The organism is Candidatus Merdisoma sp. JLR.KK006 (assembly GCF_036941035.1).
GTDB lineage: Bacteria > Bacillota > Clostridia > Lachnospirales > Lachnospiraceae > Laedolimicola.
Genome location: NZ_JAYMNS010000034.1, coordinates 28498 through 44065 on the forward strand (window position 1 = coordinate 28498; position 15568 = coordinate 44065).

17 protein-coding genes are annotated in these 15568 nt (G+C 41.2%); 16 read left to right on the top strand and 1 reads right to left on the bottom strand.

Annotated features, from left to right (window positions below; all coding sequences use genetic code 11):
• The first annotated feature begins 244 nt into the window (after nucleotides 1–244).
• On the top strand, nucleotides 245–700 hold the full coding sequence (locus VSQ61_RS19355) for an RNA polymerase sigma factor (protein ID WP_334346034.1): 456 nt from the start codon (nucleotides 245–247) through the stop codon (nucleotides 698–700).
• A 95-nt stretch (nucleotides 701–795) separates the two neighbouring features.
• Nucleotides 796–2922 (top strand): beta-propeller domain-containing protein, encoded by a 2127-nt coding sequence (locus tag VSQ61_RS19360; protein ID WP_334346035.1) that lies wholly within the window; start codon nucleotides 796–798, stop codon nucleotides 2920–2922.
• A gap of 58 nt (nucleotides 2923–2980) precedes the next feature.
• On the opposite strand, the gene sigG is transcribed toward VSQ61_RS19360, so the two are convergent.
• Nucleotides 2981–3763, bottom strand: a complete 783-nt coding sequence (gene sigG, locus VSQ61_RS19365; RefSeq protein ID WP_334346036.1) for an RNA polymerase sporulation sigma factor SigG — start codon at nucleotides 3761–3763, stop codon at nucleotides 2981–2983.
• Nucleotides 3764–4345: 582 nt separating this feature from the next.
• Between sigG and VSQ61_RS19370 the strand changes: the two genes are divergently transcribed.
• The 14 genes from VSQ61_RS19370 to VSQ61_RS19435 all read left to right on the top strand — a co-directional run bounded on the left by VSQ61_RS19370 (nucleotide 4346) and on the right by VSQ61_RS19435 (nucleotide 15222).
• Complete coding sequence (locus VSQ61_RS19370; RefSeq protein WP_334346037.1) at nucleotides 4346–5530, top strand: DUF6688 domain-containing protein; 1185 nt, start codon at nucleotides 4346–4348, stop codon at nucleotides 5528–5530.
• Nucleotides 5531–5631: 101 nt separating this feature from the next.
• Nucleotides 5632–6138 carry a hypothetical protein gene (locus VSQ61_RS19375; RefSeq protein WP_334346038.1) on the top strand — a complete coding sequence of 169 codons (507 nt, stop codon included), beginning with the start codon at nucleotides 5632–5634 and terminating at the stop codon, nucleotides 6136–6138.
• Nucleotides 6139–6544: 406 nt separating this feature from the next.
• Entirely contained in the window at nucleotides 6545–7543 is a 999-nt protein-coding gene (locus VSQ61_RS19380; RefSeq protein WP_334346039.1) for an Hsp70 family protein, read from the top strand.
• Between the two features lie 12 nt (nucleotides 7544–7555).
• The gene (locus VSQ61_RS19385) at nucleotides 7556–7906 is read left to right on the top strand and encodes an AAA family ATPase (RefSeq protein ID WP_334346040.1); all 351 of its coding nucleotides are present in this window, start codon (nucleotides 7556–7558) and stop codon (nucleotides 7904–7906) included.
• Nucleotides 7896–8063 carry a PD-(D/E)XK nuclease domain-containing protein gene (locus VSQ61_RS19390; RefSeq protein WP_334346041.1) on the top strand — a complete coding sequence of 56 codons (168 nt, stop codon included), beginning with the start codon at nucleotides 7896–7898 and terminating at the stop codon, nucleotides 8061–8063. Before VSQ61_RS19385 ends, VSQ61_RS19390 begins: the two co-directional genes overlap by 11 nt.
• Nucleotides 8064–8474: 411 nt before the next feature.
• Nucleotides 8475–9050, top strand: a complete 576-nt coding sequence (locus tag VSQ61_RS19395; protein WP_334346042.1) for a hypothetical protein — start codon at nucleotides 8475–8477, stop codon at nucleotides 9048–9050.
• Nucleotides 9051–9132: 82 nt separating this feature from the next.
• Nucleotides 9133–9378: a hypothetical protein gene (locus VSQ61_RS19400; RefSeq protein ID WP_334346043.1), complete on the top strand. Its 246-nt coding sequence runs from the start codon at nucleotides 9133–9135 to the stop codon at nucleotides 9376–9378.
• Nucleotides 9379–10086: 708 nt separating this feature from the next.
• The gene (locus tag VSQ61_RS19405; protein WP_334346044.1) at nucleotides 10087–11013 is read left to right on the top strand and encodes a ParM/StbA family protein; all 927 of its coding nucleotides are present in this window, start codon (nucleotides 10087–10089) and stop codon (nucleotides 11011–11013) included.
• 1 nt (nucleotide 11014) lies between these two features.
• Nucleotides 11015–11413 (top strand): hypothetical protein, encoded by a 399-nt coding sequence (locus VSQ61_RS19410; protein WP_334346045.1) that lies wholly within the window; start codon nucleotides 11015–11017, stop codon nucleotides 11411–11413.
• 282 nt (nucleotides 11414–11695) lie between these two features.
• Entirely contained in the window at nucleotides 11696–12349 is a 654-nt protein-coding gene (locus VSQ61_RS19415; RefSeq protein ID WP_334346046.1) for a hypothetical protein, read from the top strand.
• Between the two features lie 532 nt (nucleotides 12350–12881).
• Nucleotides 12882–13391, top strand: a complete 510-nt coding sequence (locus VSQ61_RS19420) for a hypothetical protein (protein WP_334346047.1) — start codon at nucleotides 12882–12884, stop codon at nucleotides 13389–13391.
• Nucleotides 13392–13686: 295 nt separating this feature from the next.
• The gene (locus VSQ61_RS19425; RefSeq protein ID WP_334346048.1) at nucleotides 13687–13926 is read left to right on the top strand and encodes a hypothetical protein; all 240 of its coding nucleotides are present in this window, start codon (nucleotides 13687–13689) and stop codon (nucleotides 13924–13926) included.
• Entirely contained in the window at nucleotides 13919–14146 is a 228-nt protein-coding gene (locus VSQ61_RS19430) for a hypothetical protein (RefSeq protein ID WP_334346049.1), read from the top strand. The genes VSQ61_RS19425 and VSQ61_RS19430 overlap by 8 nt, the downstream gene beginning before the upstream one ends.
• A 20-nt stretch (nucleotides 14147–14166) precedes the next feature.
• The gene (locus VSQ61_RS19435) at nucleotides 14167–15222 is read left to right on the top strand and encodes a nuclear transport factor 2 family protein (protein WP_334346050.1); all 1056 of its coding nucleotides are present in this window, start codon (nucleotides 14167–14169) and stop codon (nucleotides 15220–15222) included.
• Nucleotides 15223–15568 lie beyond the last annotated feature (346 nt).

Below are 15568 nucleotides of genomic sequence, written 5' to 3' on the forward strand. Positions count from 1 at the left end.
TTAAATGAATATCTAAATCTTACAACGTGTTGATCATAGCATAGGTTTGTGAAATTTGCAAGTATCTGATAATTAAAAGCTATAAGATTTCCATAAAGGTCAAGGTTGAATAAGAACCTAATCTATGCTAACTTCATATAAGAAATTTTATGATATGTGTATAAATTTCTTTTTTTCTGCAACATTTCCGCAAGAAAAAGACTCTATATAAGTAGAAATGCATTTCAAGAGCGAGGTGGGAGGAATGGAAGGCTTTATGGAGCTGTACCAGACGGTCTATAAGGACATGTACCGTCTGGCATATTATTACATGGGGAGCGCCGAGGACGCTGAGGATGCGGTGCAGGAAGCGGCTATGGCTGCCTACGAGCATTTTTGCAGATTGAAGGACAAGGACGCCTTTCGCCCCTGGATATTCAAGATCCTGGTGAACCGCTGTAAAAAAAGCCTGAAGAAAAGAAGCCGCAGAGAGCTGGTAAAAGAGACTGTGGAACGCTCCTATGAGCCAAGCCTTTCCTCTCAGGCAGAGGTGCTGGAGCTTCTTGGAAAACTGGATGACGAGGAACGGCTGATTGTAACCCTTACCGTGTACGGCGGCTACAAGGGAGAGGAAATCGCCCGGATACTGAACAAAAATCACAGCACCGTCCGTTCCAAATACCGTCGGGCCTTAAAAAAACTGGAATCAGAGCTTACATAAGAAAATAGTTCCGTATTTCAAGAAGCAAGGCATGGAAAGAGCAGACATCTTGACAGAAGCAGTGAAAAACTTCTAAAAAAGAAGGAGATGCAGGGATGAAAGGAAAAGAAGAAATTTTAGATATGCTTCATAAAAAAGGAAAGGAACTGGAGATTCCGGCAGGCTTAGATCCGGAATGGATGCAGGAGACCTTAAAAGAGCACGAGCGGAAACAGTATTTCCGCAAGGGGCGTCTCTATCCGGCCCTTGCGGCGGCAGCCAGCTTCTGCCTGATAGCGGGACTTTTGCTGCATATTCATTCTTTGGGATTATTATCCCCGGAGGAACTGCCCGCACAGACAGAAACAGAAGACCTGCTGCCGGAGGAAACCATCACACCCGTAAACCCCTCGGAAGAACAGGAAGAACTGGACCTGCCGGAAATGACCTACGAGGAAATCTACGCCCGTTTGTCAGAAACTTCACAGTTCCAATATGAAATTACAAAGGGCGCAGAAAAAGATGGAGCGCTTTATTATGAAGCTGCCGATTTGGCAATGGCGGATTCGGCGGCATTCCGGAAGATGGAACGTACGGAGGAAGCCGGGACAGAAGCGGCCTATGGCAAGACAAACACCCAGGTAGATGAGGTGGACGAGGCCGACCGTATCAAAAACGACGGCAGATACCTGTATCAGATAGCAAAAAAACAGACAACAGAAGAAGACGGCACGGTACTGGAAAAGCAGGGAATTCAGATCCTGGATACAAAGGACGGCCTAAAAGAGACCGCTTTCCTGGACGGCTTCGAGAATCCGGAGGAATTCTACCTCTGGCAGGATCTGCTCATTACCATAGAAAATAAATACTACGACACGCTCCTGCCCGTAGAGGCAGCCAAAAAAGGAAGCTTCGCAGAAGACCTGGCAATCTGCGGAGACGGCAGGGAGAAAGTTTACCATGAAATCAGTATCTATGACATTACAGACAAAAGCAGTCCCAAGAAGCAGAAGACCTTTACACTCCAGGGGGCTTACGAAAGCTCTCGAATATCTGAAGGATATTTTTACGGAATCAGCCGTTTCACCGCAGAGCCGGGAGAGGGAGAGAAAGACTACGATGCCTATATCCCAACCATAGACGGAAACAGGATCCAGGCGGAGAAGATCTACTGCCCCAGTTATGTGGACGGCCCCGGCTATCTGGTTCTGGTATCCATCGATCTGTCCAATCCGACCGTATTTGTGGACAGCCGGGCTGTTCTGGCCGGTTCCGGAACCTACTATGTGAGCCAGAATAACATCTACATGTCCCATTACCAGTCCGTCTATGAAATAGAGCCGGAAAGCGAGGGAACCGTCTATGACAGCACCAAGCTTCTGCGTTTCTCCTATTTAAAAGGACATTTTTACGCTCAGGCAGAGGGAGAGATCCCCGGACGGGTAGAAAGCAGTTTTTCCATGGATGAATATCAGGGAAAGCTTCGAATTGCCGCAACCGTGCAGGAATACCAATGCCGGAAAGTAACCGATGACCGCACCGGAGAGGATATCGGCTATGATTATGGAGAAAGTAAGGAAACCAATGCCTTATACATCCTGAACCGTTCCCTGGACACAGTGGGAAAAGTAGAGGGACTGGCAGAAAACGAACAGATAAGATCCGCCCGTTTCCTGGGAGATATGGGTTACATCGTCACTTTCCGCCAGACCGATCCGCTGTTTGCCATAGACCTGTCCGATCCTCAGAATCCCAAAGTCCTTGGCCAGCTGAAAATCAGCGGATTTTCTGAATACCTGCATTTCTATGGGGAGAATCAGCTTTTGGGCATCGGAATGGAAGCAGACGAAGAAACAGGACAGGAAGAGGGTATGAAATTATCCATGTTTGATATCAGCAACCCGGCAGAACCAAAAGAACAATCCAAGCTAAACCTGAAAGACTACAATTACAGTGAAGCTCTCTGGGATCACCATGCCGTACTCATAGACACTACGGAGAACCTGATAGGCTTCGAAGCCGAAGGCAGCAACGGGGGCGCCTACTGGAAAGATTACCTGGTATACGCTTACGAAGACGGAGCATTTACACAAAAACTAAAAATTCAAACCAAAACCGATGACAGAACATGGTACCGAACCAGGGGAACCTTCATAGGAGAAACCTTCTACCTTCTCTTTGAAAACGGCACTGCCAAAGCCTATAACCGAACTACCGGAGCATTAGTGGAAGAGCTTAAATAATGGCCGCAAAAAGCTCCCGCGGAGAATTAATCGCATTTTAGTCTCTGCGGGAGTTTTTTTACGAAATTTTAAGATAATTCCGCATATTTTTCAGCGCATTCTTTTCCAACCGGCTCACCTGCGCCTGGGAGATTCCAATCTCATCCGCCACCTCCATCTGGGTTTTCCCCTGAAAAAACCGCAGATTAATAATATAATTTTCCCGTTCCGGCAGCTTCTTCATGGCCTCTGAGAGAGAAAGCTCTTCCACCCAAAGCTCCTCTTTATTTTTCTTATCACTAATCTGATCCATCACATACAGCGTATCCCCGCCCTCCGTATAGACAGGCTCATAGAGGCTCACCGGGCTTTGAATCGCATCCAGCGCAAAAATAATATCCTCATCCGGAATCCCGATTTCCGCCGCAATTTCACTGATCGTAGGCTCCTTGGAATTCTTCCGCATCAGCTCTTCCTTGGCATAGATAGCCTTATAAGCCGTATCCCTGAGAGAACGGCTCACACGAATGGAGTTATTATCCCTCAGATACCGCCGGATTTCACCCACGATCATAGGTACGGCATAGGTAGAGAATTTTACGCCTAACTGATCATCAAAATTGTCAATGGCTTTCATAAGCCCGATACAGCCAATCTGAAACAAATCATCCACATTCTCATTGCTGGTAGAAAAACGCTTAATCACACTCAGAACCAGCCGCAGATTCCCCTTAATGTACAGTTCCCTAGCCTCTTTATCTCCCTGTGAAATCCGTTCCCACAACGCATCTTTTTCCTCCTGCTTAAGCAGAGGAAGCTTCGCCGTATTTACTCCGCATATTTCAACCTTATTTAAAGCCATTCTGCGAAAATCCTCCTTGCTGTCCTTAAGAATTGCAGCAAAGCAATCTATGTATGTAACCACTCAGACTGCCTTGCGTGATTTCTTGCTATTAACAAGATTTCCAGCAGTTTTTTTTCTATACGCATGTGGGGGAAAATAAAAAAAATAATAGTCCTTGACAAAAGAATAGGAGCATATCTTTCTTCATTATTGTTTGTATATTATTTTGCTTTTGACTTACAAAAACGGATTTTGGAACTATGATAAAAGCTGTGTTCTTGTTCCATGGGAATTTTTTATTTTATTCTAGTAGTCCGTATCGGAAATCCTTGTGCATATTTCTGAGGATACTTTTCCGAGAGTGCAGGTCAAAAAACGCAGACGTAGTGGTGCTACGGCGAGGCTTTTTGACCTGTGCTATCGGAGAAATAGACCGGAAATATGCACAAGGATTTCCGGTACGGACTACTAGTGCCATATGCTTACTTGAATAAATGAAAAAGAATAAAATTTTATTGAAAAACAATAAATATTTATTGACAAATGAATTTCGCAGAGATATGATAGAAAATAGAAAGAAAAGGAAGAGGTGCAAAAGATATGATTTTTATAATTCTGGGACTGCTTCTGATTCCGGGCCCATTGTTTACCATTTTGAATATTGGGAATCTGCTTCTTAACAGAGAACATACGGGAAAATTCGAAGCAATGGCGTTTTCAGTGGGAATTTTGTACAGCCTAATGCTCTATGGTATCTGGAATCCAAGAAGCTGGGAAGAAAGTGTTATACTGTCGGACGATATGGCTTCTCTTCATGAGCCATTTGCCAGAGCATATTTGCCTGCCATACTATTCCTTATGGCGGTGGGATTGCTTTCTTATGCATATCTAAAAACAAAAAAGGACAAGGGGGCACCCCTGGCGGTTGTACTTTCCATGTCCGGTGTTTATATTGGAATTCTGGTGAATCTGGCGGCAATGATACAGCTCTTTGGAAGTGTCAATGCAGACATGCCCTTTGGAAACTGTATGCCGGGAGATGTGCTATTGATGCTGTTGCTGCCATTTAATTATCTGCTGTTGGCGGTGAATCTCTTGATACAGGTAGTAAAGGGGCAGAGCAGGAGGATCAAAGAGCGAAAAGAACTTCTTGGCTATGATGGGGAAGTCCTGGGAGCAAGCCGGGGATTGAATCAAACAGAGGAACCGGAATCGGATTTAGAGCCATATAAGAGCCGCTTCTTAAATGACTGCAACCGCATTCTGGCTGACAGTGAGAATTGGGCCTTATTTGCCCTGCTTTTGACCCTGCCTTTGCTGTGTGTTATTATGATCGTACTTCTTCTGTTCGGACAGAGGCCCGACAGCGTTATCCGGGCATTTACAGAGACAAGTGACTGGACCTTATCCACAAAGGTTTCGCCCCCGCCGGTAGTTTATGACAGTCATTATCTGTGTACGGTAGCCATGCAGGGCCATAAGGAGCTGGTAAGGCCCCAGCGTATGGGGATTAGGAGAGGAAATAAGATCATGGTGAACCGTCAGCTCTGTGTGGCAAATGCCTTTGAGCAGCTTTTGGAGGAACACACGCCAAGATTCCACCGGGCACTCAGGAATTTTTATGATACCTATGGCTATCCCGTTTCCAGACATATCAGGACACCCCTTAGCGCAGATATCATTTATTTGATTATGAAGCCTTTGGAGTGGCTGTTTGTCATAGTGCTGTACCTGTTTGACGAGAAGCCGGAGGATAGGATAGCAAGGCAGTACCTGCCAATATAAAATAGAAACTACCTCTTCCGATATTTGCAGGGAGGAATTGATACTGCGGGAAATCAATGCAACAGATATTCCGAAAGAGCTTACTTCAGAATATGAATGGAATGAATAGTATTTGGAACGGTGGTTCCAATAAGAACGGTAAAAGCTGTGGTTCTCAGATTTTTATTTTAATATGTACGGCCTTTCCCTTTTGGCTTCCCCTGATGCTTTTTTGCGGATATCAATTGGCAGGGTGGACAAATGGAACTGATTTTGCGCCACTGTACGAAAGAAGCTGGGGAATAGAGCTTTCTTCGGAATGGGAAGAGTCCTGCCGCAAAAAGAGTGATACCGGCTTTCAGGGAGACGGCGTCTGGTACAGCGTTTATGAAAATGTCAGCGAAAGCAGTATTGCCGGTATGCACATTCCCTTTATAAAAGGGAAAAATGAAAGCGTTATAGAAGAGTTTCAGTTTGTGGCAGAGTCTGCCGGAATAGGAGATGAGGACCAGCCGGATTTTACAAAGGAATTTATTTGGGCAAAGCTGTCGGAGGAATATGGGGATTATTTGATTTTCCTGTTCTTTCCGGAGGAAGAGAGGCTGTTTTTGGCACAGGCATTTTTTTGAAACATGTATTCAAAAAATGACTGTGCTCTATTCTGCGGGATAGGAAGATATATGTAATGATTTACATAGATGCCTGGATAAATGTTAAATTGCTTCATGGCTTTTCTGTACAGTTGCCAGCACATCATCACAATTCAAACATAGGACAGCGTCTAGAGTTCGGAGGGGTTTTGGAGCAGCTAAAAGAGTTTCAGACATAAGAAATAAAGAGAAGCATATATTTTCTTTTGAAATAAGCAGAGAGTGCCCAGAAAGCATGCACCCTCTGCTTATTTTTATACCCTTCTGTCCATCCTCCGTAATTGACACGCCTTTCAGCCATGCAGTATAATAAAAAAATATGACAGCATGCAGGTTTGCTGTGAAAGAAGCACACACCCGCATGATATACAGGAGGCGATATCACATGGTTTTAGGCATTGATTTAGGGACTACCTATTCCGTAGGAGCATATGTAAGAGAGGACGGAGAGGTAGAAATCATAGACAATTCGGAGGGAAAAAATCAAACCCCTTCCGTAGTAATGTTTGATGCGGAGGACGGCATTATTGTAGGAGAGGTAGCCAAAGAGCATGCGGTTATGTGTCCCGATGATGTGGTTGCCGTGATCAAGAACAATATGGGCAACAAAGCTTATCGCAAGAATTTCAACGGCGTGGACTACACGCCGGAAATGATCGCCAGCTTCATTATCCGCAAGGTAGCTCAGGATGCTGCCGCTTCAACGGGAGAGCAGGTGGAGGGCGTAGTAGTCACCGTTCCTGCATACTTTACCGATGCCAAGCGTAAGGCCACGGAGGACGCAACTTCTATAGCGGGCCTGCCGCTTATCGGCATGATCAATGAGCCCACAGCGGCAGCGCTGAGCTATGCAAAAAAGCAGAAATTAGACAGCGGAAAGATTCTCGTCTACGACTTAGGGGGAGGAACCTTTGATGCCACTGTCTTACATATGGAGGGTTCAGACAAAATCGAAGTGCTGGCCACGGGCGGTCTGTCAAACGCCGGCGGACGCTTCTTTGATCAGAGCATTGTGGACTATGTCTGCGCCTATATGGAAGAACATTATGACATCGATCTGGAGGAGGAAGAATATAAGGACGAGCTTCAGGAGCTTTATTTAAAGGCGGAAAATGCCAAGATTCAGCTTAGTAAAAAGAGCAGAGCCATCATAGCTATGAAAATCGGCACAGTTAAGCAGAATATTGCCGTCACCCGGGAGCAGTTTGAGTCCATGATTCACAAAATGTATGTGCGCACAGAGAGCAAGGTAAAGGAGGTTTTGGAGGAAGCAGGCGTTGCCGTTGAGGAACTTGACAAGGTACTGATGGTAGGTGGTTCCAGCAGAATCCCTTATATTGCCGAACATATCAGCCAGCTGACAGCCTTTCTTTTGCGAATGTAAAGGAAAATGGCTATGAAAAGGTTCGCTATAGAGTTTGCAATGTCAGATAGAAAGCAGGAGGTAAAGAGATGGTATGATGGTTTTACCTTTGGAAACCGGACAGACATTTATAATCCCTGGCCTATTCTGAATTATCTGGACTCACGAAAGTTGGGAGTATATTGGGCAAATTCCAGTTCCAACAGCCTGGTAGGAAAATTAATTCGGGAAGGAAACAAAGAGATAAAGCAGAAGCTGGAAGCTTTAATGCAGGGAGAGTCCCTGCAGGTAGAGATTGATGAGCAGATTGTATATGGGGAGCTAAATACAAAGAAAAATTCTATCTGGAGTCTTTTAATTCAAGGTGCAGGATATGGAGGATGAGAAAGAACTGACCGATACGGTGAAAGCGGCGCTGCAGCAGATAGAAGAGCGGGAATATGAGACTATGCTTATATCAAAGGGAGTACCGAAAGAGAAGATAAGAAAATATGGTTTCGCTTTTTGCGGGAAAAAGGTGTTGGTTGGGAAAGCTGTGTGAGTCAGGGAATACAGATAGAGAGCAATACAGGAAGCGGTATCTGATGAGATTCTGGTTGGGGAGGAAATGAAGCCTTGAGATAAGGAAAAAGTAGTTATTGTTCACTCATAGACCGTGCACTGCGCGGCACGGTCACAGACCAGTACAGTACCGGGGGCGGAATCTGGCCTCTTGCCGTAAGGCAACTTTAAATAGGCCGGATTCGTTACTGTGAACAAAAAGTAATAAAAAAGGAGGGTGTCAAGAAAAAACACTTGACATTTTTGAGGTAAGAATGTTGATTTTATAGGCATCCGTGAGATTATGGATGCCTTTTTGTGACAAATTTGTGACAAAATCAGAATGGAGGCAGTGGTTGTAAAAGAGAGAAAATATTGTTATAATTAAAATAGAAAAAGAAAGGAAGGCTTAATGAGCGAGATAAAAATACAATGGCATCCAGGCTTTGTGGCGGCAATAAATTTAGAGCTTGAAGAAAACAGAGATGATCTTATTTATGAAAAAGAATATAATTTGAATACGAAGCCTTTGGAGATTGATCTTTTGGTTATAAAAAAGGATTCCAACGTTCAGATAGTAAATGAGATAGGAAAGCTGTTTCGTGGACATAATATTGTAGAATACAAGTCACCAGATGATCATCTGGATATTGATAGCTTTTATAAGGCAGGAGCATATGGATGCCTGTATAAAGCTTCTGGTGAATCGGTGGATGAGAGGCCGGCAGATGAGAGGCCGGCAGATGATATCACCATATCGATTGTTCGTGATTCAAAACCAGAAGGATTGTTCCGATATTTTGAGGAGCATCATATTAAAGTATCAAATCCCTATGTAGGTATCTATTATATTTTAGACGCAGTTTTGTTCCCAACACAGATTATTGTAGGGAGAGAGCTGAACCAGAAAAATCATACATGGATCAAGGCTTTATCAAATAAGGTACAGAAGCAAGAAATGAGAGAGCTACTGGAAAGTAGTATATAGCCTTACAGAAAAATTTGACAAGGAGCTTGCGGATTCTGTATTGGAGGTAAGTATCAGAGCGAATAAACAGATTGTGGGAGAATTGAGAGGAGATGATAGCATGTGTCAGGCGTTGTTGGAAATTATGGAACCGGAGATAAATGAGATAGTTGAAGCGAAGATAAATGAAATTAGGAAGCTTGAAGTACAGAAAGGACAAATTTTGGGCACTCTTTCCGTATATCGGGATTTAAAACTGTCGGATGATGAAATTTTGAAGAAGTTACAGGAAAAATATCATTTATCAGAGAAAGAAGCGCAAACATTTCTTCAAGCAGATTTGTTTTAGGATGATTGGCTTTCATATATTGATGAGTGTGGCAAAATATTCATAAAGCAATAGAAGTGTATAAACGAAAAGAGATGTAACTTTGTCATAGGACATGGTTCATCTCTTTTTTGTATAGAGTTCTAATAGCTTTTAAAATTTAGTATTATTTATGGGATGGCTTTTAGAATCCACAAATTCCACATTTTCCACAGAATGAAAAAGGGCTATATGTTAGTAATGTATGGTGTTTTACAATTGTGGAATTTATGGAAAGTGTGGACAGGCTTATAAGAATACAGATAAGAAACTAAAGAAGAATAAAAATTAGGAATTTGACGGTTTACTTCTATTTCACTAAAAGCAAACTGTTTTTTTGTAACTTTAAATTTCATTTATGGAAGTTATTTCATAGGAGAAAAAGGGAGGGAATGTAATGTCAACGACAAAACTTATGATCATTTTACTTACGCTGATTATTTATTGTCTGTGTTTAAGAGCTTGTATACGGATGTTTTAATATGGATTAGAACTGTTTATAAGCAGGTAACCCTGAATCTGGTTTTGGAGGTGGCCGAAATATACAATAATTTTTTTAGATGAGAGGGAAGAGTTCTAATGGAAGAAAAGACAGTGCAACGAATAAGAAAGCTACAAGTGCTGACGGAGTACGGTGGATGGGACAAATAAGAAGTAAGGATTGAAAAAAAGGGCAAGGAGGTTGAGGATGTGATAGCATTAAGCAACGGGCAGTATATTATAGGCTTTGATAACGGCTACCAGTTTGGAAAAACGGCACAGACCTTATTTGATAATGGTGTATATGCCATGGGTAAGGTGGAGCCATCTGTAAAAGAGCACTCGTTAAAATATGAGAGGAAATTTTATAAGGTAGGAGAGGGACGGGCCGTTATTACGGAGGATAAGGTTTCTGACGAAAACGGAAGGCTTTTGACCATGACAGCTATTGCAAAGGAGCTTTCCCTTAAGGGAATCACAAAAGCGGATATTATTTTAGCGGTGGGCCTGCCCTTCTCCGATTATGGCAGGGAAAAGAAGCGAGTGCTTACATATTATGAGCAGAAGCTTGTATTAAAGTTTGAATTTGAGGGAATCCGGTATGATGTAAATATCAGCCGGATTTTTGTATTTCCCCAGTGCTATTCCGCAGTAGCGCCCCGCCTGGGTAACATGAAAGGAGATTACCTGATTGTGGATATTGGGAGCAAGACAACGGATGTTGTCTATCTGGAGAATGGGATTCCGATGGAGCGTAAATCCGTGACCATAGAGAAAGCAATGGTGAAGTGGTTAAGGCAGATTCAGGGAAGCTTGCAGGTGCAGTATGGGAAAAATATTCCGGAGAGTGAAATCTTGAAGGTTCTTTTGAAACAGGAGCATTTTCTCCCAAGAAGCTATGCCAATCTGATACGGGAGAATATTCGGGAACAGATACGGACCCTGGAGCTGGAATTGAAGGAAAGGGAATATGCCTTGGACTACATGAATGTCATTTACGTAGGAGGAGGCGCAGCAGCGGTAAAGAATTTTTCCGAGCATAGGCCCAATGTGCTTTATGACTGTGATATCCATGCAAATGCAAAGGGGTATGAGTACCTTGCATATCAGATAATGAAAAAGCAGGGAGTGGTGTGAGATGGCGGATGAGAGGGTGCTTACCCTCCGATTTAAGGAAGAAAATTTCCTAGACATGGAGTTGTATCAAAGCTTGGAGAAAGAAAAGAAGGAGCTAGGATTGTCTATGCCTGCTTATGTGAAGGAAATTCTCCGTCAGCATTTTGAGAATATCCAAAGGGAAAGAATAAATGGAGAGCTCAATAGATACATGGAGCGAATACAGAATATGGTACATGAAGAGATCGCTTCTTTGAATGATATGATAACAGGAATGATTGCCAGAATACCGGAGACTTCTTCTAACAACATCAGGAGAGCGGTTTGCGAAGGGATATGTATGGAAAAAGAAGAGGTACTGCCGGAATACAGCGAAGAACTGCCAGAGGGCATGGAAAGTATCTTGGAACAATTTATGTGAGGGGTAATAGGGTGTACCGGCGTATGGTATGCCCTTATTCCTTTTATCAAATGATGCAAAAATGTAGCAAACGGAAGAGTCTGGTGCAAATTTGTAGCAGATGGAAGAAGGAATTGGTGCGTATTTGTAGTAAAATGTGATGCAGTGATGGATGCCCAAAGGCATTGTTAGAAGAAAAAACATTACGAGAAAAATTATAGAAATAAGATATGAAGATTTTTCGTTACCTGGACATAGCTGTGTCCAGGCCGTTTAGTATAATGAGAACGGAAAGGGGAGCTTATGAAGATAAAAATAGATAAGTATGTGGTATTTGGGAAAAAGAAGGAATATGAAATACTGGTGTTTCCGGATTGCGAGTATATGTATGTTTATGACGCACGCCCAAGAGAGGACTGCTATGAAGTGCAAGGTAATAAAGATGCTATTAGAAATGTTATGATAGCAACAGCTATTCTGGCAGAAGATCCGTCTAAGATAATCTATTTCCCATGTAAGAAAAAGGATACCTATGGCAAGCTTAATTTTGAGTTTCATCTGGTTATGCTAAGACTGGAGCTGCAGTTTCGCAGGTCGGAGTGGTACAAGTTAAAGTCAAGGCTCGATAAAAAGCATTGGACGGGAAAATATGTGTTGAACTATAACCAGCAAAAGCTGATAGATCAGGATGGAAAAATTAAAAATAGTTGGCTGTATCCGAAGTGGGAGAAAAGAGGCTGGAAAACTTATGTACAGGAGGAACTAGGAGATACCGTATTCTGGGTATGTACAAGAGAGATATACTATGATCTTCATAGCAACTTAGTAGAAGATATGAAAGCATTTGAGGATGATAATTTTGAGATTGGCTGGAATTATATCGGAAGTTCTATAGGAGAAAAGTATCTTCCAGAGTATTTGGAAAGAAGAAAGATAGATCAACAAAGATTTGAGTAGGATCTTATATGAAATCCACAAATTCCACACTTTCCACAAGATTTCGGAGGCTATATATTAACAGATATGATATTTGACAGGCGTGGAATGTGTGGAAAATGTGGCATGGATGTATTTGGAGCTTGCTTTTGGAGATAGAAGCAGGCTGTTTTTATGGTCTAAAATAGTTGGAAGCCATTTTTAATTGCATAGAAAGAGGAATTGAACCATGGAGAGAAAATATTATACGATTGATGAAAAAGTAGCCAGACAGGCCAAGAGCATGTGGAGTTGCACTGATTACGTGGCTGGATTTAAAACAATTTTATTATAGATTAGATATCTCGTTCGTTATATTGTGAAATTTGTAGAAAGATTTTTCTGGCTAGACAATATGTGTCTAAGGTATTTTGTAAAATGAGCAAGAAAGATGAAGAGTGAAAAAAGAGGATTAAAAAATAATGATTGGAGGAAGTTTTGACAGATTACAAATAGTCGCAAGATTTGTAACGGATTTTATATGATGCTCAAAGCTTAAGGAGGATAACGCAGTATGAGAGAGGTGTTATATAAGGTTTTTGTTCAGGAACAGTATTTTTCAGCAAAGAAAGAAGATGAAATGTCATTGCAAAAGCAAAAGCTGACAAAAGAAAGGGCTCTATGTTTATTTTATGATTGCATAAACAATCATGGAACCTGTTATCTGATGGCTGACTTTGGAGCCTATTTTACAAGCACAGGAAATCTCAATTCGCTTAGTGGAGTTATTATTTTAGCGAAAGTTATAAATGGCGTTTTGCAGGAGATGCCAAAGTATAACTTAATATCAGCTATGAGTGCTGATGAGCTTGAAGAGAAATCAGGGAGTAAGGAGAATTATAAGATGCATCTTACACCAGAAGAGTTGGTAGAGGAAATCCGGAAATCATTTAATAAATTCTTCTGTTTCTATCCGGACGATATAAGGTTTGCTTCAAAATATCCAAGCCAAACGATAGATGCTGATTCGTTAGATCCAGAATATAAGGTTAAAGATTTTTATGAAGTGGTTGAAAGGTCATAAAGTAGGATTGGCCGAGATGATCATTTTATTTCAAATATCTTTTATATTCTTAGGAAGATCTTTCCAGATAAGGATAGAAGAAAAGGTATTTTTGAATTTTTTGATATGTATAGAAAGCAGATAAATTTTTGAAGATTGGTTAAAAAATAAAAGCATATCTATAAGGTGGAAAATTCCTTATTTGGTATGCTTTTATCTGTGGTGAAAATCATTTTAATAGTTTCTAAAACCAGTTTTATCATAGATAAGTATGAACAAAAAGGAACTATATGAGAATTTTGGAGGTTGGGAAGAATTGAAAAGCGGAATTTTTAACCAGGTGCATTTAAAATGCAATGGCCCTGTATTTCCGAGGCTAAAGATTAAGAAGAGGTGTTCAGGGAAGGTTATTAAGAGAGTCGGTAGAAAGATCCATGAAGCCGGAGGATGTGACGCAGAGGATGATTACAGCAGGGGATATGATGACGCTATTACGCTTGCGTTAAGCATCCTTTTGGAGGAAACAGGATATGACATAGAGGATATTATTGACTAAGAGTAAGAAAAAGAATGTTTTCATGTCAAACTTTTTGCAGCTTGGACAGATAATGTCCAGGTTATTTTATATAATGTGGGAAAAGGAGGCAGAGTTTATTGGTGTTCCAGGCTGTTTAGGTATGCCGGATTATACATTGCTGCCAGCAAGAAAGGAGGAAGGGATAAGGAATATTTTTTTAAATAGCTATACTATTCTAACGGTTTTTATAAGAAAATGAGTAAAGAAAGGACAAACAGAATGAAGAAAAAAGTAAATGGATTTTTAATTGCAATTCTATTGATGTTTGCGTTATCTGCGTGCGGAACATCCAAACCCAGTAATGTAGTTGAAGACGCAATGAAACACATGCAAAATAACGAAATTTCTGAAGCAGGGCAATATTTTTACACGGATTCAGAAAAAGGAACAGAAAACGAAAATCAGGATGAATCAGAATCCTATTCAAATGTTGTTTTACAGGCAATGACTGCGTGTGCAGAAGAAAATGCTGGATATATCAAGTATGAGATAGCTGACAGTACCATAGATGGTGAAGAAGCCACGGTGACAGTAGATATTACGTACAAAAATGCAGGGCCGATACTTAAATTAGCAATAAATGATTTGACAAATCAATCCATCTCAAATGCCTTTTCAAGCGCTTTTCTTGGCGGGGGAGAACTGAATGATGATGATATGAGTGCAATTTTTTTGGCATCTTTTGAAAAAGCAAAAGAAAACGCGGCTATTATTGATAAGACGGACACACTGGAAATTCATTGTAAAAAAGTAAATAAAGAATGGAAGATTACGAATTACGAAGAGCTTCTAAATGTATATTACTGCAATATGTATGATTCTTTAGATAGTATATCTTCATCATCAGACGAGGATGTTTCAATAGAAGAAAATACAGATCCACCTTTGAAAACGGAACCCGATTCTTCGGACATTACGTATTTTAAAGACAATGGAATGAAAGAGACGACAATGTCGTTTGCTGATTGGGACGAATTTAACGAAATGACGTTAGATTTAAAATATATTGGGGAAGACAACAATGGGCAGTATGTGGGGGAAGCCGAAATGCGTATTTCTACATATGATGAAGAGACCGGAGAAACAGAAACGATAACGGGTTCAGGTACTTTTACAGAGGACGCAGAAGGAAATGGCAGGATTGTTTTGGATAATGGAAATTCCGGTGATTATTATCTATATTGGGAAGAAGATCATTACGTTCTGTCAATTGATATTGGCAGAGACGCAATGACTCTGCTTGAAGCTGAGTGGGCATATAACAACGTTGGATAATTCTTGAGTTTCCACAGTTTTATCTACAAGGCCCTGATTTTAGGAGTATCATAGTCGACAGCTTTCAAAAAATCCTCAAAATTAATAATCTGTATGATCTCGTTGAAAACTTAAACATTGCTTTGGAATTGATTGGTGAAAATGAGGAAGAGATAAAAGATTTACGTTATGATATGTGGGCCATATTAAAAAGTATTAATGCACTTCCTATGGATTATAAAGAAGAACTCGTATTTACAGAAGATGCAATTAGAAGAGTGAAAGCGAGATACAGGACGAATTTCTTTGAGTAGGAATATAGGGAAGCAGTGTTGCTGGATATGAACTACCTTGTTATTTACAAGAT

What these genes read in the sequence shown, in the direction of transcription:
- VSQ61_RS19355 (WP_334346034.1), top strand. Translation starts at nt 245, where the DNA reads ATGGAAGGCTTTATGGAGCTGTACCAGACGGTCTATAAGGACATGTAC.
- VSQ61_RS19360 (WP_334346035.1), top strand. Translation starts at nt 796, where the DNA reads ATGAAAGGAAAAGAAGAAATTTTAGATATGCTTCATAAAAAAGGAAAG.
- sigG (WP_334346036.1), bottom strand. Translation starts at nt 3,763, where the DNA reads ATGGCTTTAAATAAGGTTGAAATATGCGGAGTAAATACGGCGAAGCTT.
- VSQ61_RS19370 (WP_334346037.1), top strand. Translation starts at nt 4,346, where the DNA reads ATGATTTTTATAATTCTGGGACTGCTTCTGATTCCGGGCCCATTGTTT.
- VSQ61_RS19375 (WP_334346038.1), top strand. Translation starts at nt 5,632, where the DNA reads ATGAATAGTATTTGGAACGGTGGTTCCAATAAGAACGGTAAAAGCTGT.
- VSQ61_RS19380 (WP_334346039.1), top strand. Translation starts at nt 6,545, where the DNA reads ATGGTTTTAGGCATTGATTTAGGGACTACCTATTCCGTAGGAGCATAT.
- VSQ61_RS19385 (WP_334346040.1), top strand. Translation starts at nt 7,556, where the DNA reads ATGAAAAGGTTCGCTATAGAGTTTGCAATGTCAGATAGAAAGCAGGAG.
- VSQ61_RS19390 (WP_334346041.1), top strand. Translation starts at nt 7,896, where the DNA reads ATGGAGGATGAGAAAGAACTGACCGATACGGTGAAAGCGGCGCTGCAG.
- VSQ61_RS19395 (WP_334346042.1), top strand. Translation starts at nt 8,475, where the DNA reads ATGAGCGAGATAAAAATACAATGGCATCCAGGCTTTGTGGCGGCAATA.
- VSQ61_RS19410 (WP_334346045.1), top strand. Translation starts at nt 11,015, where the DNA reads ATGGCGGATGAGAGGGTGCTTACCCTCCGATTTAAGGAAGAAAATTTC.
- VSQ61_RS19415 (WP_334346046.1), top strand. Translation starts at nt 11,696, where the DNA reads ATGAAGATAAAAATAGATAAGTATGTGGTATTTGGGAAAAAGAAGGAA.
- VSQ61_RS19420 (WP_334346047.1), top strand. Translation starts at nt 12,882, where the DNA reads ATGAGAGAGGTGTTATATAAGGTTTTTGTTCAGGAACAGTATTTTTCA.
- VSQ61_RS19435 (WP_334346050.1), top strand. Translation starts at nt 14,167, where the DNA reads ATGAAGAAAAAAGTAAATGGATTTTTAATTGCAATTCTATTGATGTTT.